The following is a 17277-nucleotide window of genomic DNA, read 5'->3' on the forward strand; positions in this document are numbered from 1 at the left end:
GATCGTTTTTTGTGGAAGCGTTTGGTAACGGTCGGATGATTGGGCAGACGATGGGTCACACGGTTCCGCCGGAGCGGTAGAAGGTGCTGAAGGCGGGGCGGGCCGAGAAGGCGGCCTGCGGGATGTCGAGCAGACGGCGCAGCCGGTCGCGCACCGCCGGCTCCAGGACCGCGGCGACCAGCAGGGCCACGGCGATGGACAGGGCGCCGCCCGTCACCGCCCCGGCCATGGAGGAGGCCCCGGCCTGCATCGCCAGCGCCTTGGCCGAGGCGCCGATCACCTCGTGCAGCAGGTAGAGCGGGTAGGTGGCCAGCCCGACCACGCGCAGCAGGGACAGGATGGCCGGCGGCAGCGTGGCGATCTCCGCCCGCCAGCGCGCCGAGGCGACGATGGCGAGAAGCGACGCGCCCCAGATCAGCAGCGGATTCATCCACAGATCGGCGAGATTCAGCGGGACGGGCGAGCGCTCCACGAACTCCACCGACCGGGCGGTGATCTCCAGCGGCGCGGCGATCAGGGCCAGCAGGGCGGCGGCCATGCCCGTCCGGGTCAGCTTGCCGCGCGACCACAGCCACAGGAAGATGCCCAGCGCGAAGAACACGCCGTGGCGCAGCAGCGTCATGTTCAGCATGCCGTACTCGAACTCCAGGAACGGCAGGCTGACGACGCCGAAGACGTGCAGGCTGTAGACGCCGAGATAGGCCGAGCTGGCGGCGGTCAGCGCCAGGGCGAATTGCGGCAGCCGGTGGAAGTTGCCGCTGAGCAGCAGCAGGAACACCGCGGCGTAGAAGGCGATCTCGACCGGCAGCGTCCAATAGGCCGACGCGATGTAGGGGCCGGCCGGGGCCAGCGTGAAGGAGGCGATGAAGCGACGCGCCAGATCCGGGTCGGGGCCGGGCATCAGCACAAGGGCGACGAGGCACAGGATGGAGCAGACCCAGGCCGCCGGATAGAGGCGCAGCAGACGCGACCGGATGAAGGCGATCGGGGTGGCGTTGTTGGCCGAATTCGCGATGACGAAGCCCGACACCACGAAGAAGACCTGCACCCCGGCCCAGCCGGACCACATGACGTCGGCGACCGCCGGGTCGCGCCAGGTCAGGTGAAAGCCGGTGACCAGCAAAGCCGCGGCGAACCGCACCATGTCGATCCCGTAGACGTAGTCGGTCCCGGACCTGTGACGGGCCTGCCCGTCCCCCGGCAGAGTGTGCTTTATCGGCATTTCAGGCACGATTCCTCCCTTCCTGCATGGGATGTGCCCATGTGCAGGTTCTCGACGTCTGTTGATTCCGGAAGACGAGCGCGGTGCGGCCTCTGGACGCAACTTGCGTGCTGCCGGGGAGCATACCCGTTGGTGGGCGCGGATACAGGGGCCCGAACGGATTCAACAGGAAATCTGCGGGAGTATACTGTTCAGATGACCGTCCGTTACCGAAGCCATGGCACAAAAGGGCGGCACGCGGCGCGAACGGTCGGCCCGATCCCGGGCGTCCTACCGTGAAGGGATATCGCGGTGGGCGAATGGCACACGGCCCGCTCCCGGCTTGGAGACCGGGAGCGGGCCGTGCGTATCAATGGGCGATCCGCCGCCGGCGTCTTACGGCCAGCGGTCTTGCCACCAGCGACTTACTGGTAGTTCAGGCCGCCGTTGATGTTCAGGGTCGAGCCGGTGACGTAGCCGGCGATCTCCGAGGCGAGGTAGGACACCGCGCCGCCGATCTCGTCCGGACGGCCCAGGCGCTTCATCGGAACGCTGTCGGTGATCGCCTGGCGGATGTCCTCGCGGATGGCCATGACCATGTCGGTGCCGATGTAGCCCGGGGCGATGGCGTTGACGGTGACGCCCTTGGTCGCCAGCTCGGCGGCCAGCGCCTTGGTGAAGCCGATCACGCCGGCCTTGGCGGCCGAATAGTTGGTCTGGCCGGCCTGGCCCTTAACGCCGTTCACCGAGGAGATGTTGATGATGCGGCCCCAGCCGCGCTCGGCCATCTTCGGCGACACCTGCTGGGTGACGTTGAACAGGCTGCTCAGGTTGGTGGCGATGACCGCATCCCACTGCGCCTTCTCCATCTTCGCGAAGAACTTGTCGCGCGTGATGCCGGCGTTGTTCACCAGGATGTCCACCGGACCCAGGTCGGCCTCGATCTTGGCGACCATCGCCTTGCAGCTTTCGAAGTCGGAAACGTCGCCTTCGGCCACGTAGAACTTGAAGCCGAGAGCTTCCTGCTGGCCCAGCCAGGCGGCGGCCGGCTCGAAGTTCGGCAGGCAGTTCGCCGCCACGATGTAACCGTCCTTGGCCAGGGCCTGGCAGATGGCGGTGCCGAGACCGCCCATGGCACCGGTGACGAGCGCGATCTTCTGAGACATTACAATCGCTCCAGTAATAGAAACGGCCAGCTCCTGGTGAGGCAAGCCCGCTGGTGAACCGCAGAAGCAAAGGGGTTGCTTCTTGTTACGGATGCTGTCGTGCCGATGGTCCCTGCGGGGTGCCCATCAACTGCGGCGGCAGGCATAACATAGAACAAGTCCGGCCCCGGGCCAATGCGCTGCAACATCGCAGATGCGAGCGGATGCGATTTTTCACAGGAATGTCAATAAGAAATGACTTTTCAGGGCCTTACTGCACCGCACCAAGTGGTGTGACCAGTCGAATTCGGCTCAAATCCGCAGGATTCGCTCGCCGGCCTTGAGCGCGAGCGGGAACAGCTTGGGCGCCACCGCCCCCAGAAGCCAGGGCCGCAGCTTCGCCAGCGCGGCCGGAGCGGCCAGAAGGGCGAGCGTCGCGCCGCTGTGCGCCCATCGCCCGGCGGTCATCTGCTCGAACCCGTTCCACAGCAATACGCCGCCGCTGCACAGCCCGGCCACCGCGGTGACGGCCTCTCCCAGCGCCTGCAGCGCGTCGATGCCCCACAGCGGGTTCGTCGTCGTGACCCGTCCCACCAGACGGCGCAGTTGCGCGGTCAGGCGCCTTGCGGCCGCGGCGTCGAACCGCCCGTCCTCGACCGCGGCGCGGGGCAGCGCGACCAGGACGTCGCCGTCGGGCTGGATCGACACGCGGACCGGGATGGTGCGCAGGGCGCCGACGGACGATGGCGCGGCCGCCGGCACGCGCAGGCCGATCGTCCGTCCGCCCTGGGCGAAGAACTGGAGGGCCAGGGCGATGCCATGCCCGCGCCGCGGGATCAGGCCGGCCTTGCCGCGGCGCAAGCGCCCGACCATCTCGGCCAGGGCGTCGCGTCTCCAGGTGAAGCCATGCGGCAGGTCGCTGAGGAAGCGCCGGCGCAGCGGGCTACCCCGTGTCTCCCACCAGGGTGTTCACGGCTTTCCCGGCGAACCGCCCCAACGCGTCGATCAGGAAGCTCCAATAGCGGAAGGAGACGTCCACCGCGTCCTTGTGGACGCCGATCATGACGGTGCTGCCGGCGTTGTCCCGCCCTTTCAGCAGGCGGGTGACCACGTCGCCGTCGATCTGGATCGTCGACTGCATGACCACCAACTCGGTCCCCACGTCCCACGCCTTGCGGATGGTCACCACGTCGGCCGTCTTCAGCGCCGGCATGCGGCGGACCTCCTCGTCCATGCCGCGCAGATAGCTGACGGTGTCCAGCCCGCGCCGCCGCAGCACGTCGTTGATCTGGTCGGAGTTGCGCTGGATACGCATCAGGATCGGCAGCGTGTCCTGGTCGATCATCGCCGCGGCGGACACCACGTCGGCGGTGGCGCCGGGTTGCCGGGCGGCGTCCAGGGTGCGGTCGGTCATCTCGCGCAGCCAGCTCGCCACCTCGCGCAGGTCGTCGAAGACCTTCAGCGTGGTGCCGCGGGCGGGGTCGTTGCCGGGCAGGTCGCGGCTGAAGAAGAACGGGTCGTAGCGGTCGGGCCGGGCGGCGTCGGACGGCGGGACGAACGGCGCCATCCCCCAATGGAAGCTGTCCGATATCTGGCCGGCCCAGGGGGCGAGGATCGCCGTCTCGCGGCTACCGAAGACCTCCAGCGCCTCGCACAGGAAGACATAATACTCCTGCGCCAGATCGATCAGCGCGTCGCCCGCCATCGGCATCTTCTCCGCCGAGATGCCGGTTTTCAGCACGGTGTTGATTTCGAGCGCGAGAAGGTTGCGCGCCAGATCGACGAACTGGGACATCGGCCACCTTGCTGGGTTGGGGGCGCTGGGTTGGGGGCGCTGGGTTGGGAGGAGCGTCGGGGAGGCGGCAGGGAGAGGAAAGGCTCCCCGCCGTTCCGGAGGCGCGTCAGCCCGTGCGGCCGGAGATCTGGACGGCCAGGTCGCGGATCGCCTTCAGGTTGGTGCTGACGATGTCGCTGCTCTTGGTGACCTGGGCGAGATGGAACTCGGTCAGGCTGTGATAGGCGGTGTTGGTCGCGAAATCGCGGCTGATCAGGTTCTCGATGTCGCCGGTTACCAGATTGACCTGGGTCTGGAACGCCTCGATGGTCGTGCCGGACTTCGGACGGCAGGTGAAGCCGACCTGATTGGGGTCGTCCTGGACCACGTCGATGTCGGCGATCGCGGTCACCACCGTCAGCGTGACCAGCCGGTCCAGCTTGTCCGCGATGGTGTTCAGCAGGGAGTTCGCCTTGCCCTGCTCGTTCTGGATGACGGCGGCGCCGCTCGGCGGGGGGGCGGACGGCGCCGCCGGCGCCTGGACGGCCGGCAACTGGATGGCGGGGTCGGCGGGGTCGGCGACGGCGGTATCGGACATGGCATCACCTTTTGGAGACGGATGGCGTAACATTGACCAAGCGTCACGCAAGAGTCGAGTTCCGTCTAGTGACTGCCAGCGAAACGAAAGTGTGACGAAAAAATTCTATTTCGTGCCGCTCCGCTGCCCCGTCACTCGCGCAAAAGGGCGTCGATGGCGTCCCGCAGGTCGCGCAGCTCCTGCCGCTGGTCCTCGGCCAGCGCATGGCCCGACGCGCGCAGGCTGTGGATCTTGTCCACGTTGCTGCGCAGCGCCCGCAGGGCGGGTGCCGCGGAGGGGATGGCGGTGCGGGCCGCCTTGCGCTCCTGCTTGGCGCCGCGCACGTCCTTCACGGTCAGGCCGTTGCCGGCCCGCGCCCAGAGCGCGAACTGGGCCTCCTCGTCGGGCAGCTCCGCCAGCTCCATCAGCAGGGAGACGGAGACGGTGGGCCGGTCGGGGGCTTCCTCCAGGATGCGGGGGGGCAGGCGCAGAATGCCCAGCAGCCGGGCCACATACTCCTGGGACTTGCCGATCAGGACGGCCGCCTGCTCCTGCGTCAGCCCCTTGTCGCCGATCAGCTTGGCGAGCGTCAGGGCGAGGTCGATGGGGTGCAGGTCGACGCGCTGGGCGTTCTCGATCAGGGCCAGCGCCTGCACGTCGTCGGTGTCGATGACCAGCGCCGGAATGGTCTCCCGTTCCAGCGTACGGAAGGCCCAGTAGCGCCGCTCCCCCGCCACGATCTGGAAGCGGTCGGGGGCGACCTCCCGCACGTTGATCGGTTGCAGCAGGCCCCGCTCGCCGATCGACGCGGCCAGCGCCGCGATGTCGGCCCCGCGGGCGTTGCGGCGCGGCTGGTCGGGGTTCGGTTCGACCTGATCCAGCGGAATCTCGCGGTGGCGCATCTTGCCGGACAGGCCGAACAGGGCGGCGTTGCTGCCCCCGCCGCTGCCGGTGCGGCTGAGCGCCCGCTTGAACAGGCCGGCGTTGGAGGTGTCGAGCTTACGCGCCATGGCGCATCTCCTCCCCGGCGAGGGCGAGCAGGGAGTCCGCGATCTCGCGGTAGCTCTCCGCGCCCGCGGAGTTCGGGTTGTAGGCGAGGCCGGGGCGCCCGGCCATCACGCTCTTGGAATAGTCGGCGGCCCGCTTGACCGGCGAGAAGAGGCGGAGCTGCTCCGCCGCGGCAAGCTCGCGCAGCTCCTTCATCACCGTCTCGTCCTGGAGGCGGCGCGGGCTGTACATGGTCGGCAGGACGCCGAGGATCTGCAGGCGCGGATTCACCAGCTCGCGCACGCCGGCGATGGTCTCGAACAGCTGCGGGATGCCCATCATCGACAGCATCTCCGTCTGGGTCGGAATCAGCAGCTGGTCGGCGGCGTTCAGCACCGAGACGGTCAGCTCGCCCAGATGCGGCGGGCAGTCCAGAACCACGAAGTCGTACTGGCCGGCGAGCTGCGCGATCTTGGCGCGCAGGATCAGCGTGCCGTTGGGCTGGCGCAGCAGCTCCCGGTCGGTCGCTGCCAGCGAGATGGAGGAGGGCAGCAGATCGAACGCCCCGTCGCAGACCGGAGTCATGAACTCCTTCATCGGGCGGCTGGCCTTCAGCGCGTGGGTCAGGGTCGCCTTGGCCAGCTCCCGCTCGTGCGGATCGACGCCCAGATGCACGGTGGCGTTGGCCTGCGGGTCGCAGTCGATCAGCAGCACGCGCCGCCCCGACATGGCGAGCAGCCACGCGACATTGACGCAGGTGGTCGTCTTGGCGACCCCGCCCTTCTGGTTGGCGGCGCAGAACACCACCGGGGCCGCCCGCACCGCCGCCGCCGCGGGGATTCCCACCGGCTCCGTCGCGGTCTTCAGGGCGCCCGCGACGATCTGCGGAATCCGCTCCGCCCCGGTTTCCCAACGGGAGATCTTGGCGCGGTCGTAGCGCCGGTTCAGCCGTTCGTTCAGCCAGCCGACGAGAGCCTGCTGGTTCATGCCGCGCTGCTCGCGGTAGCGGCGCAGCTCCTCGCCGCTCATCTCATGGGCCACGGGGGCATCCCTTGTTTGGGGTGGTCGCGGAAGCACCATGAGTCATGTTGATGGTGGTGTCAACATCCGTGCCGCACATGTGATGACGCTCCGAAACGGACACGGAACTGTGCTGCGGCATGGAACATGGGGGCGCGCTGCGGCTTTCCTGTGCTGCGAAAGGCCGCTATGGTCGCGGCCGAAAATCCTGCGCCAGGAATCGTGAGGGAGACCCAATGGACGCCGACTCCATCCGCGCCGCCTACCGGCGCTACGCGCGCTTCTACGACCCCGTCTTCGGGAACCTGCTGGCGTCCGGCCGGCACGCCGCCGTGAAGTGGATCAACCGGCGGGGCGGCTTGCGCGTTCTGGAGGTGGGCGTCGGCACCGGCATCTCCCTGTCCGACTACCGCAAGGACAACCGCGTGGTCGGCATCGACCTGTCCTCCGAGATGCTGCGCGTCGCCCAGGACCGGGTGGACCGCGAGCGGCTGGAGAATGTGGAAGGGCTGCTGGAGATGGACGCCGGCAAGCTGGGCTTCGCCGACGGCAGCTTCGACCTCGTGGTCGCCATGTATGTGATGACGGTGGTCCCCGACCCGCAGGGCACCATGAACGAGCTGGAGCGCGTCTGCCGTCCCGGCGGCGACATCCTGATCGTCAACCACTTCGCCGCCGACAAGCCGGGCATCCGCCGCTCGGTGGAGAACTGGATGGCGCCCTTCTCCAAGAAGCTGGGCTGGCGTCCCGACTTCACGCTGGACACGCTGATGTCCGGCTCCCGCCTGAAGGTGGAGGAGTTGCAGACCGTGCCGCCCTTCGGCCTGTTCAGCCTGCTGCACTGCCGCCGCGACGCCGTCACGCCCGCCTGACGGGCCGGGGCATAAGCGCCAGGGAACTCGACCGCGGCCATTGGAGTTTCCCATCCGGACCTGGTGAACCGGGCCAGGATGAACCGGAAACGGGTGGGCATTCATGGCGCGGCGGTGCGCGTTGCTCTTGGCTGGGGTGCTGACGGCCTTTTCGGCGCTGCCCGCCGCCGGGGCGACGGTGACTCTGGCCTGCAGCGGGCTCGGCATCAGCTTCGACCTGTGCCGCGACGGCGCGCAGGAGTGGGCGCGGCGCAGCGGGAACGAGGTCCGCTTCGTCTCCCCGCCCAAGGGGGCGAGCGAGCAGCTGGCGCTCTACCAGCAGCTTCTCGCCGCCGGCTCGCCGGACATCGACGTCTTCCAGATCGACGTGGTCTGGCCGGGCATCCTCGGAAACTACTTCATCGATCTGAAGGACCGCGCCGGGCCGGACATCGTCCGCCGGCATCTTCCGGCGATGATCGAAGCCGCGACGGTGAAGGGTCGGCTGGTCGCGATGCCCTGGTTCGCGGACGCCGGGGTCCTCTATGCCCGCAAGGATCTGCTGGAGGCCCACGAGCGCCCGGTGCCGCAGACCTGGGAGGAGCTTCAGGACACCGCCGCCCTGATCCAGCGGGCGGAACGCGCCGCCGGGCGCGACCGCATGTGGGGCTATGTCTGGCAGGGCCGCGCCTATGAGGGGCTCACCGTCAACGCGCTGGAATGGGTCGCCAGCCGCAACGGCGGCACCATCGTGGACCCGGACGGCGCCATCACCATCGACAACCCGCGCGCCGCCGAGGCGCTGGCCATGGCCCGCGGCTGGGTCGGCTCGATCAGCCCGCCCGGCGTGCTGAACTACATGGAGGAAGAGGCGCGCGGCGTCTTCCAGTCCGGCAACGCTGTCTTCATGCGCAACTGGCCCTACGCCTGGACACTGGTCAACGCGGCGGACAGCGCGGTCGGCGGCAAGGTCGCCGTGGTGCCGCTGCCCAAGGGCGGGCCGGACGGGCGCCACACGTCCACGCTGGGCGGGCAGTTGCTGGCGGTCAGCAAATTCTCCGCCCATGCGGACGAGGCCGCTGACCTGGCGCTGCACCTGACCGGTGTGGTCGAGCAGAAGCGCCGGGCGATCCACGGCGCCTCCAACCCGACCATTCCCGCGCTCTACGAGGATGCCGAGGTGGTGGCCGCCAACCCCTTCTTCGCGGCGTTGGCCGACTCCATCGCCAACGCGGTCAACCGCCCGGCCCAGGCGACGGGCATGCGCTACAATCAGGTGTCCGCGGAGTTCTACGCCAACGTCCATGAGGTGCTGACCGGACGCCGCGACGCCAAGGCGATGCTGCCGGACCTGACGGAGGCTCTCGTCCGCATCAGCCGGGGAGGGCGCTGGTGAGCGGTCTTCCGCAGTCCAGCCTGGAACGGCAGAGGCGCCGGGCGGCGTGGCTGTTCCTGCTGCCGATGCTGGTCGTTCTGGCGGGGGTGGCGGGATGGCCGCTGGTCCGCACCGTCTTCTTCTCTTTCACCGACGCGACGCTCGCCACGCTGGATGGCTTCCAGGGGGTTGGGCTGGACAACTACCTGTGGCTGATGCGCGATCCCGTCTGGTGGCGGGCGGTGTGGAACACGCTGGTCTTCACCGTGGTGTCGGTGGGGATCGAGACGGCGCTGGGGCTGGGCATCGCGCTGATCCTGAACGCGCATCTGCCGGGACGCGGGCTGCTGCGCGCCGCCGTGCTGATCCCCTGGGCGATCCCGACCGTGGTGTCGGCCCAGATGTGGGGGTGGATGTTCCACGACCTCTACGGGGTGGTGAACGCGATCCTGATGGGGCTGGGGCTGATCGCCGAGCCGAGGGCCTGGACCGCCGATCCCGATCTGGCGCTGCCGGTGGTGATCGCGGTGGATGTGTGGAAGTCCACGCCCTTCATGGCGCTGCTGATCCTGGCCGCCCTCCAGATGCTCCCCCGCGACCTCTACGAGGCGGCGCGGGTGGACGGGGTGCATCCGGTCAAGGTGTTCTTCCGCATCACCCTGCCGCTGATCCGCCCGGCGCTGATGGTGGCGGTGCTGTTCCGCACCCTGGACGCGCTGCGCGTGTTCGACCTGATGTATGTGCTGACCGGCAACAGCCGGTCCACCATGTCGATGTCGGTCTACGCCCGGCAGTATCTGATCGACTTCCAGGACATCGGCTACGGCTCCGCCGCGGCAACGATGCTGGTCCTGGTGCTGGCGGCGGCGACGGTCCTGGCGGTGACGCTGGGCCGCGTGCGCGTCGATGCGGGGAGGTGAGGGGGATGGGCCTGAAACGCACCGTGGGCCGCATCGCCTTCGCCCTTCTGGTCCTGGGGATCGTCGTCTGGGCGGTGTTTCCCTTCGTCTGGGCCATCGTCACATCGCTGAAGGTGGGCAGCGCGCTGTTCACGGTGGAGGCCTGGCCGTCGCAGCCCTCGCTGGCGAACTACGCGGCGATCTTCCGGGAGCAGCCCTTCGGGCGGAACATCCTGAACTCCCTGCTGGCCGCTTCGGCGGTGGTCGCGCTGTCGCTCGGGCTGGCGGTGCTGGCCGCCTACGCGCTGGGACGGGTGCGCTTCCGCGGGCGGGGGCTGCTGCTGTTCGTGGTGCTGGGCGTGTCGATGTTCCCGCAGGTCGCCGTGCTGTCGGGCCTGTTCGAGCTGGTGCGCTGGCTTGGCCTCTACAACCGGATCGGCTCGCTGGTGCTGTCCTACCTGATCTTCACGCTGCCCTTCACCGTCTGGGTGCTGACCACCTTCATGCGCGAATTGCCGAAGGAGCTGGAGGAGGCCGCCATGGTGGACGGCGCCGGCCCCTTCGTGATCGTGACGCGGGTGTTCCTGCCGCTGATGGGGCCGGCGCTGGCGGCGACCGGGCTGCTGGCCTTCATCGCCGCCTGGAACGAATTCCTGTTCGCCCTGACCTTCACCCTGACCGACGACGCGCGCACCGTGCCGGTGGCGATCGCGCTGATGTCGGGGGCCAGCCAGTACGAGCTGCCCTGGGGCCAGATCATGGCGGCGTCGGTGGTGGTGACGGTGCCGCTGATCGGGCTGGTGCTGCTGTTCCAGCGGCGGATCGTCTCCGGCCTCACGGCCGGTGCTGTGAAGGGTTAGGGCGATGGCGGAGGTCACGCTGCGCGGGGTGCGCAAGAGCTTCGGGCGGATCGAGGTCATCCATGGCGTCGACCTAGAGGTCGCGGACGGCGAGTTCGTCGCCTTCGTCGGCCCGTCCGGCTGCGGCAAGTCCACCCTGCTGCGCCTGATCGCCGGGCTGGAGGAGCCGAGCGGCGGGGATCTGTCCATCGGCGGGCAGCGGGTGAATGACCGGCCGCCGGCGGCGCGCGGCATCGCCATGGTCTTCCAGTCCTACGCGCTCTATCCCCACATGACGGCCTACGACAACATGGCCTTCGGCCTGACCCTGTCGCGGACCGACAAGAGGACCATCGCGGAGCGGGTGCGCGCCGCCGCCCGCCTGCTTCAGATCGAGGACCTGCTCGACCGCAAGCCGCGCGACCTGTCCGGCGGCCAGCGCCAGCGCGTCGCCATCGGCCGGGCCATCGTGCGCGAGCCGCAGGTCTTCCTGTTCGACGAGCCGCTGTCCAACCTCGACGCCGGCCTGCGCGTGCAGATGCGCCTGGAGATCGCCAAGCTGAAGGAGGATCTCCGCGCCACCATGATCTATGTGACCCACGATCAGGTGGAGGCGATGACCCTGGCCGACCGCATCGTCGTGCTGAACGCCGGACGCGTGGAGCAGGCCGGCACGCCGCTGGAGCTGTACCACCGGCCGCGCAACCGGTTCGTCGCCGGTTTCATCGGGTCGCCGGCCATGAATTTCCTGGATGTCGTCTCGGAAGGGCGGGTGGACGGGTCGGTGAGGGTGTGGCTGCCCGGCGGGGCGCCGCTGGACGTCGCCGTGGAGGGTTCGGCACCCCCGGCGGGCACGCCCCTGACGCTGGGCGTGCGGCCGGAGCATGTGGGGTTGGCCGATGGCGGGGTCGGGCTGCTTGCCACCGTTCTGGCCGTGGAGCGGCTGGGCGGGGAAACCCATTGCCACGCCGCGCTGGAGGACGGGCAGCGGCTTCTGGTCCGGCTCGACGGCGACCGGCCAGTGGCGGCGGGCGAGCGCTTGCGCTTGAACCTGCGGGGCGAAACCGCGCATCTCTTCGGTGCCGACGGGCAAAGGCTCTGAGGACAGGGCTGAAGTGTGCCACCTCGCTTTCGAATGAACTTGCCGGCGAAGCGGCGGTCCGCTTGAATGCCGCCATGGACATCATGACTCCCCGTCAGACCGACATCCTGGCGCTCGCCCGCACGCAGGGGCGCGTGTTGGTCGACGATCTGGCCGCCCGCTTCAACGTCACGCCGCAGACCATCCGCAAGGACCTGAACGAGCTGTGCGACCGCCGCCTGCTCCAGCGCGTTCATGGCGGTGCCGTCGCCGGGTCGGGGGTCGAGAATCTCGGCTACGAGGCGCGGCGGCTGATCGCCCAGGACGAGAAGCGGGCCATCGGCCGCCGCGCGGCGGAGCTGGTGCCCGACAGCTCCTCCCTCTTCATCAACATCGGCACGACGACGGAGGAGGTGGCCCGCGCCCTCCAGGGGCGGAGCGGGCTGGTGGTCATCACCAACAACATCAACGTCGCCAACCTGCTGCGCCCCGAGCCGCACATCGAGGTGATCGTGGCCGGCGGGGTGGTGCGGCGGTCGGACGGCGGCATCGTCGGCGAGGCCGCCATCGACTTCTTCAACCAGTTCATGGCCGACTTCGCGGTGATCGGCGCCTCGGCCATCGACGAGAGCGGGGCGCTGCTCGACTTCGACTACCGCGAGGTGCGGGTGTCGCAGGCGATCATGGCGAACGCCCGCCACGTCATCCTAGTCGCCGACCGGAGCAAGCTGGAGCGCACCGCCCCGGTGCGCATCGGCCACATCTCGCAGGTCCACACCTTCGTGACCGACGCCCTTCCCTCCGACCGGCTGGCCCGCATCTGCCGGGAGTCCGGCGTGCGGGTGGAGGAGCTGTTCCCCGACCGCGCGGCGGAACCGGAACCCCAGGACTGACCCCTACACCAGCCAGACCCAGGCGGTGACGACGGCGAGCAGCGACGCCGTGGAGGCGAGGCCGATGGGCAGCGCCAGCCGGTAGATCGCGGATTCCGCCTTGGTCAGCCCCAGGAGGCTGGAGGCCAGAACGATCCGGCCCGGGGTGAGCAGCGTGCAGACGCTGCCGGCGACCACCTGGATCGCGGCGGCGGCGATCATCGGCAGGCCGCTGCCCGACGCCAGATTGACCTGGATGTGCATCATCAGGGCGTTCGACGCTGTGTTGGAGCCGGTCAGCATCCCCGTCGCCGCCCCCAGCACCGGCACCGCCAGCACGGCGGCGGAGCCCGCCATCGCCTGCCACGCCTGCCCGAAGGCCGTCGCCCCGCCGGAGGCGGCCATGAAGGCGGCCAGCTCCACGAAGACCAGCGTCGCCGCCATTGGCACCAGCGCGGCGCGCAGGGCCGGTCCCACAACCGCAAGGGCGCGTCCGCCCGGCAGGCCCGCCAGCATGACCAGGGCGATGGCGACCAGCCACGTCGAGGGGTGGCGCAGCAGGGGCATCGGCGCCAGCCCGCCGAACGGGTCGAGCACCAGCCAGTTGGCCGTCCAGTCGGACAGCGGCGGCACCAGCCGCGTCGCCATCAGCCCGCCGACCAGAACCACATAGGGCCACAGCAGGGCGAGCAGGCGCGACAGCCCGGCGGCGTCGCGCGGCAGCCGCCGCGCCTCCACCGCCAGCAGAAGCACCGCCGTCGCCAGCCCGCCGCCCAGCTCCGGCGCCACGAAGCGGTTGGTCAGCCAGAGCAGCCCGGCGAGCGCCAGCATCAGGGCGAGATCCCTCGCCCGGTCGGTCGGGCTGGAGGTCAGCCCGGCGCCGTGGATCAGCCGCCAGAACACCAGCAGAAGGCTGGGCAGCACCACCACCATCAGGGCGGCGCTGGCCGTCCCCAGCTCGGTGAAGGACACCCCGATCAGCTCCGCCCCGACCCGCGTGCCGACGCCCAGAGCGCCCCAGGGGGCGAGCATCTGGCTGAACAGGCCCAGCGCCGCGGCGTGGGCCGGCGGCAGGTTCAGCGGGCGCAGCATGGCGAGCGCCACCACCAGCCCGACGCCGAACCCCGTCACCGACTCGGCGAAGGGACCGGCGAGCAGGCAGGCGACGAAGACGGCGCGGCGGCGCTCGGCCGGGGTCTTCGCCTCGCTCCGGGCCTCGGCCTTGACGGCGCGCGCCTCGAAGGCGCGGTGGAACAGCAGGCCCGCCGCGATGATCGACATGGCGTGCCACGCCAGCCACGCCCCTTCCCCGGCCTTCAGCGCCACGGTGGGCAGCAGCGCGGGCAGCCGGGCCGTCCAGTCCGGAGCGGCGATGCCGCCGGGCTGCGCCACCATCAGGGCCGCCATGAGCACCCCGGCGGCCAGCGCCATCCCCGCGGTTCCGGCGGTCAGCATGCTCACGCGCCGCGACACCAGAAGGGCGACGGTGGCGGCGAGCGGCAGCAGATGGAGGGTCAGGGGCATGATCGACACTGGGGACCGTGAATGAAGCGTGCTGATATACTAATATTGACACGCTTCGGCCAGCCCCATCGGTCTTTGCGCGGCAGCCCCGCGCGCCCGGCCCTTCCTCCCGGCCCTTCCTCCCGGAGAGTCAGGCGCCTTTGGCGCCGCGCAGCAGGGCGACTTCCGCCAGCAGATCGTCGATGGCGGCCAGCGCGAAGTCCAGCGCGGCCTGATCGGTCAGCCGGCCGTCCTTGATCTTGTCGTGCACCATGCCGATGACCACCTGCGGGCGGGCGATGACCCGGCCCATCATGCCGGACAGCGTCTCGCGCATCTCGTGCTGGGCGCGCACGCCGCCGGTGAAGGCGGGGGAGGCGGTCATGATGAGGATCGGCTTGCCCCGCACCGGCGATTTCATGGCCGGGCGCGACGCCCAGTCCAGCGCGTTCTTCAGAACGCCCGACATGCCGTAATTGTATTCCGGGGAAATGACGACCAGCCCGTCGGCCGCGCCGATGGCGTCGCGCAGCGCGGTGGCCGGGGCGGGGGTGTTCTCCGCGTCCAGGTCGGGATCGTAGGGCGGAATGTCGTTCAGCGGGAAGAGCGTCATCTCCGCCTTGCCGCCCGTCTTGCCGCCCAGCGAGTCGGCGAGCGTCTTCAGCACCGCGGTGCAGTGGGAGTGGCGGCGGATGCTTCCGGAAAGGCCGAGAAGGCGGACGGGCTTGGCGGTGTCGGTCATCGTGGCTGTCCTGTCGTGGTTTGAGGTGAGTGCCCGTTCCAACGGTGCGCGTGCAGGATGGTGCCGTCCCCGTCATCCCGCCGCAACCCGCGGGATCGGCGGCCGGCCCCCCGCCGTCCACCCGGGATCGGGGCGGACTCCGTAGAATCCACAATACGGGGCGGCAGCGCTGCGAATACGCCTAAAATGCAAGATAAATCGATGATTTTCCCAGCGTTTGCAGCGGTCTAGCGGGTTGGCGCCGGCCCGGGCGAGCCCGAAGATGGCCGGCGGCGGTGCGACAATATGGTGATGTTTTTCGGCCATTAATACAGTAGAAGTAGCACTTAAGTAGTGTTTGTGCGTGTTCTCCGCGACGGGGTGCTGGCTTATGCGCGACAATGGACCGGTTACGAACCGCGAAATCGAAATGGCCGACGACATGCTGCTTGTGTCGCGGACCGACACCCGCGGCAAGATCACGTTCGTCAATAAAGCATTTGTTGATATTAGCGGTTTCTCAGAAACGGAATTACTCGGCGCACCTCACAATCTTGTGCGCCATCCGGACATGCCCCCGGCGGCCTTCGCCAACCTGTGGGAAACCATCAAGGACGGCAGGCCGTGGGAGGGGCTGGTCAAGAACCGGTCGAAAAGCGGCGATCATTACTGGGTCAAGGCGAACGTCACCCCGATCACCGAGAAGGGCGTGGTGACGGAGTACATCTCGATCCGCACCAAGCCGACCCGCGAGGCGGTGGCGGAGGCGGAGCGCATCTACGCCGAGATCCGCGCCGGGCGCGGCCAGCAGTACGGGTTGCTGGACGGTCAGATCGTCCGCCGCGGCTTCGGGGTCTGGCTGGGCGACCTGGCGTCGAGCATCGCCGGCCGCATCCTGGCGACCACCGGCCTTCTGCTGCTGACCATCATGGTCCTTGGCTGGCTGAGCGTGACCGGCAGCGACAGCGTTGAGATCTTCAGCGGGCTGATGCTGTTCGGCCTGCTGGTGGCCGGCGTCGGCACGCTCAGCGTGCTCGGCACGGTCCGGCGCCCGCTCGGGCTGGTCGAAACCCATCTCGACGCCATCGCCCGCGGCGACCTGATGACCAACGTCCCCAGCTCCGGCGTGGCGGAGTTCGCCCGCATCCGGTCGCAGATCCGCGCCGTGAAGGCGAAGCTGAGCTACTCCATCCAGGAGCGCGCGGAGCGCCAGCGCCAGGCGGAGGAGGAGCGCATCACCGCCCTCCAGGCCATGGCCGAGACGGTGGAGCGCGAGGCCAGCCACGCGGTGGAGCAGGTGGCCCTGCGCACCGGCGGCATGGCCCAGGACGCCGACGCCATGGCGACCTCGGCCGAGCGGGTCAGCATCAACGCGCAGAACGTCGCCGCGGCGGCGGAGGAAGCGCTGGCCAACGCCCAGACCGTGGCGGCGGCGACCGAGGAGCTGGCGGCCTCGATCCGCGAGATCTCCGCCCAGATCGCCCATTCCAGCGCGGTCACCCGCCGCGCCGTGGAGAACGGCCAGCGCACCCAGGGCACCATCCAGTCCCTCTCCGAGGCGGTCGGCCGCATCGACGAGGTGGTGAAGCTGATCACCGACATCGCCAGCCAGACCAACCTGCTGGCGCTGAACGCGACCATCGAGGCGGCGCGCGCGGGCGAGGCCGGCAAGGGCTTCGCCGTGGTGGCGCAGGAGGTGAAGAACCTCGCCAACCAGACCGCCCGCTCGACCGAGGAGATCACCCGCCTGATCGCGGAAATCCAGGGGGTGACCAGCACCGCCGTGGGCGCGGTGGCGGAGATCGGCGACACCATCGGCGAGATCGACCAGATCTCCAGCGCCATCGCCGCGGCGATGGAGGAGCAGGCCGCCGCCACCCAGGAAATCAGCCGCAACGTGGTGGAGACCTCCAACGCCGCGCAGGAGGTGTCGGTGCGCATCGCGGCCGTCTCCAGCGACGCCGACCAGACCGGGTCCCAGGCGTCGGGCGTGCGGGCCGGTTCGGACGAGGTGGCGAACAGCATCGACGAGCTGCGCCGCGTGCTGGTGCGCGTCGTCCGCACCTCCACGACCGACGCCGACCGCCGCCGCAGCCCGCGCTACCGGGTGAACGAGTCCTGCAGCGCCGTGGTGCATGGGCGCGACCAGTCCGGCACCCTGACCGACCTGTCGAACGGCGGCGCGATGCTGAGCGGGATCGGCGGCCTTGGCGTGGGCGACCGCGGCACGCTGCGGCTCGACCGCTTCGGCCTGTCCGTCGCCTTCGAGGTGCGGGCCATCGACAAGGCGGCGGTCCATGTCCGCTTTGCCGAGGCCGACGTCGCCCAGGGGCGGTTCCGCGAGGTTTTCACCCAGCTGACCCGCGGTCTTCAGCCGGTGGCGACGGCGGCGGCCTGACGAACCGAATCCCGTCCTGAAAAAACGACGGCCC

The 17277-nt window shown here is 69.4% G+C and carries 16 protein-coding genes; 7 read left to right on the forward strand and 9 right to left on the reverse strand.

Translation table 11 applies throughout. From position 1 onward, the window contains the following. Positions 1 to 55: 55 nt before the first annotated feature. From TSH58p_RS03160 to TSH58p_RS03200, 7 genes are all read right to left on the reverse strand, one after another. Positions 56 to 1222: an acyltransferase gene (locus tag TSH58p_RS03160; protein WP_247874169.1), complete on the reverse strand. Its 1167-nt coding sequence runs from the start codon at positions 1220 to 1222 to the stop codon at positions 56 to 58. 404 nt (positions 1223 to 1626) lie between these two features. After that, positions 1627 to 2367 carry a beta-ketoacyl-ACP reductase gene (locus TSH58p_RS03175; protein WP_109071327.1) on the reverse strand — a complete coding sequence of 247 codons (741 nt, stop codon included), beginning with the start codon at positions 2365 to 2367 and terminating at the stop codon, positions 1627 to 1629. Between the two features lie 291 nt (positions 2368 to 2658). After that, entirely contained in the window at positions 2659 to 3219 is a 561-nt protein-coding gene (locus TSH58p_RS03180; RefSeq protein ID WP_109071328.1) for a hypothetical protein, read from the reverse strand. A gap of 70 nt (positions 3220 to 3289) precedes the next feature. Continuing rightward, the gene (locus tag TSH58p_RS03185) at positions 3290 to 4141 is read right to left on the reverse strand and encodes a hypothetical protein (protein WP_109071329.1); all 852 of its coding nucleotides are present in this window, start codon (positions 4139 to 4141) and stop codon (positions 3290 to 3292) included. A gap of 106 nt (positions 4142 to 4247) precedes the next feature. Then, positions 4248 to 4718 (reverse strand): hypothetical protein, encoded by a 471-nt coding sequence (locus tag TSH58p_RS03190; protein WP_109071330.1) that lies wholly within the window; start codon positions 4716 to 4718, stop codon positions 4248 to 4250. 131 nt (positions 4719 to 4849) lie between these two features. After that, positions 4850 to 5707 carry a ParB/RepB/Spo0J family partition protein gene (locus TSH58p_RS03195; RefSeq protein ID WP_109071331.1) on the reverse strand — a complete coding sequence of 286 codons (858 nt, stop codon included), beginning with the start codon at positions 5705 to 5707 and terminating at the stop codon, positions 4850 to 4852. Further along, positions 5697 to 6725 carry an AAA family ATPase gene (locus tag TSH58p_RS03200; protein WP_109071332.1) on the reverse strand — a complete coding sequence of 343 codons (1029 nt, stop codon included), beginning with the start codon at positions 6723 to 6725 and terminating at the stop codon, positions 5697 to 5699. The genes TSH58p_RS03195 and TSH58p_RS03200 overlap by 11 nt, the downstream gene beginning before the upstream one ends. Before the next feature lie 215 nt (positions 6726 to 6940). On the opposite strand from TSH58p_RS03200, the gene TSH58p_RS03205 reads away from it, so the two are divergent. From TSH58p_RS03205 to TSH58p_RS03230, 6 genes are all read left to right on the forward strand, one after another. Further along, positions 6941 to 7576: a class I SAM-dependent methyltransferase gene (locus tag TSH58p_RS03205; RefSeq protein ID WP_109071333.1), complete on the forward strand. Its 636-nt coding sequence runs from the start codon at positions 6941 to 6943 to the stop codon at positions 7574 to 7576. Between the two features lie 103 nt (positions 7577 to 7679). Further along, positions 7680 to 8951, forward strand: a complete 1272-nt coding sequence (locus tag TSH58p_RS03210; RefSeq protein ID WP_109071334.1) for an ABC transporter substrate-binding protein — start codon at positions 7680 to 7682, stop codon at positions 8949 to 8951. A 65-nt stretch (positions 8952 to 9016) separates the two neighbouring features. Further along, a complete protein-coding gene (locus TSH58p_RS03215) occupies positions 9017 to 9850 on the forward strand; it encodes a carbohydrate ABC transporter permease (RefSeq protein ID WP_199230185.1) in 834 nt (277 codons plus the stop codon). 5 nt (positions 9851 to 9855) lie between these two features. Next, positions 9856 to 10689 carry a carbohydrate ABC transporter permease gene (locus tag TSH58p_RS03220; protein ID WP_109071336.1) on the forward strand — a complete coding sequence of 278 codons (834 nt, stop codon included), beginning with the start codon at positions 9856 to 9858 and terminating at the stop codon, positions 10687 to 10689. Between the two features lie 4 nt (positions 10690 to 10693). Further along, positions 10694 to 11770 carry an ABC transporter ATP-binding protein gene (locus tag TSH58p_RS03225; protein WP_109071337.1) on the forward strand — a complete coding sequence of 359 codons (1077 nt, stop codon included), beginning with the start codon at positions 10694 to 10696 and terminating at the stop codon, positions 11768 to 11770. Positions 11771 to 11844: 74 nt separating this feature from the next. Further along, complete coding sequence (locus TSH58p_RS03230) at positions 11845 to 12642, forward strand: DeoR/GlpR family DNA-binding transcription regulator (RefSeq protein ID WP_109071338.1); 798 nt, start codon at positions 11845 to 11847, stop codon at positions 12640 to 12642. A gap of 3 nt (positions 12643 to 12645) precedes the next feature. On the opposite strand, the gene TSH58p_RS03235 is transcribed toward TSH58p_RS03230, so the two are convergent. Both TSH58p_RS03235 and TSH58p_RS03240 read right to left on the reverse strand, forming a co-directional pair. Then, on the reverse strand, positions 12646 to 14145 hold the full coding sequence (locus TSH58p_RS03235) for an L-lactate permease (protein ID WP_109071359.1): 1500 nt from the start codon (positions 14143 to 14145) through the stop codon (positions 12646 to 12648). 130 nt (positions 14146 to 14275) lie between these two features. Further along, complete coding sequence (locus tag TSH58p_RS03240; RefSeq protein ID WP_109071339.1) at positions 14276 to 14866, reverse strand: NADPH-dependent FMN reductase; 591 nt, start codon at positions 14864 to 14866, stop codon at positions 14276 to 14278. Positions 14867 to 15287: 421 nt separating this feature from the next. Between TSH58p_RS03240 and TSH58p_RS03245 the strand changes: the two genes are divergently transcribed. Next, positions 15288 to 17243 (forward strand): methyl-accepting chemotaxis protein, encoded by a 1956-nt coding sequence (locus tag TSH58p_RS03245; RefSeq protein WP_109071360.1) that lies wholly within the window; start codon positions 15288 to 15290, stop codon positions 17241 to 17243. Positions 17244 to 17277: the final 34 nt, after the last annotated feature.

The sequence above is a fragment of the Azospirillum sp. TSH58 genome, assembly GCF_003119115.1.
GTDB lineage: Bacteria > Pseudomonadota > Alphaproteobacteria > Azospirillales > Azospirillaceae > Azospirillum.

What these genes read in the sequence shown, in the direction of transcription:
- TSH58p_RS03160 (WP_247874169.1), bottom strand. Translation starts at nt 1,222, where the DNA reads ATGCCGATAAAGCACACTCTGCCGGGGGACGGGCAGGCCCGTCACAGG.
- TSH58p_RS03175 (WP_109071327.1), bottom strand. Translation starts at nt 2,367, where the DNA reads ATGTCTCAGAAGATCGCGCTCGTCACCGGTGCCATGGGCGGTCTCGGC.
- TSH58p_RS03180 (WP_109071328.1), bottom strand. Translation starts at nt 3,219, where the DNA reads ATGGTCGGGCGCTTGCGCCGCGGCAAGGCCGGCCTGATCCCGCGGCGC.
- TSH58p_RS03185 (WP_109071329.1), bottom strand. Translation starts at nt 4,141, where the DNA reads ATGTCCCAGTTCGTCGATCTGGCGCGCAACCTTCTCGCGCTCGAAATC.
- TSH58p_RS03190 (WP_109071330.1), bottom strand. Translation starts at nt 4,718, where the DNA reads ATGTCCGATACCGCCGTCGCCGACCCCGCCGACCCCGCCATCCAGTTG.
- TSH58p_RS03195 (WP_109071331.1), bottom strand. Translation starts at nt 5,707, where the DNA reads ATGGCGCGTAAGCTCGACACCTCCAACGCCGGCCTGTTCAAGCGGGCG.
- TSH58p_RS03205 (WP_109071333.1), top strand. Translation starts at nt 6,941, where the DNA reads ATGGACGCCGACTCCATCCGCGCCGCCTACCGGCGCTACGCGCGCTTC.
- TSH58p_RS03210 (WP_109071334.1), top strand. Translation starts at nt 7,680, where the DNA reads ATGGCGCGGCGGTGCGCGTTGCTCTTGGCTGGGGTGCTGACGGCCTTT.
- TSH58p_RS03215 (WP_199230185.1), top strand. Translation starts at nt 9,017, where the DNA reads ATGCTGGTCGTTCTGGCGGGGGTGGCGGGATGGCCGCTGGTCCGCACC.
- TSH58p_RS03220 (WP_109071336.1), top strand. Translation starts at nt 9,856, where the DNA reads ATGGGCCTGAAACGCACCGTGGGCCGCATCGCCTTCGCCCTTCTGGTC.
- TSH58p_RS03225 (WP_109071337.1), top strand. Translation starts at nt 10,694, where the DNA reads ATGGCGGAGGTCACGCTGCGCGGGGTGCGCAAGAGCTTCGGGCGGATC.
- TSH58p_RS03230 (WP_109071338.1), top strand. Translation starts at nt 11,845, where the DNA reads ATGGACATCATGACTCCCCGTCAGACCGACATCCTGGCGCTCGCCCGC.
- TSH58p_RS03235 (WP_109071359.1), bottom strand. Translation starts at nt 14,145, where the DNA reads ATGCCCCTGACCCTCCATCTGCTGCCGCTCGCCGCCACCGTCGCCCTT.
- TSH58p_RS03240 (WP_109071339.1), bottom strand. Translation starts at nt 14,866, where the DNA reads ATGACCGACACCGCCAAGCCCGTCCGCCTTCTCGGCCTTTCCGGAAGC.
- TSH58p_RS03245 (WP_109071360.1), top strand. Translation starts at nt 15,288, where the DNA reads ATGCTGCTTGTGTCGCGGACCGACACCCGCGGCAAGATCACGTTCGTC.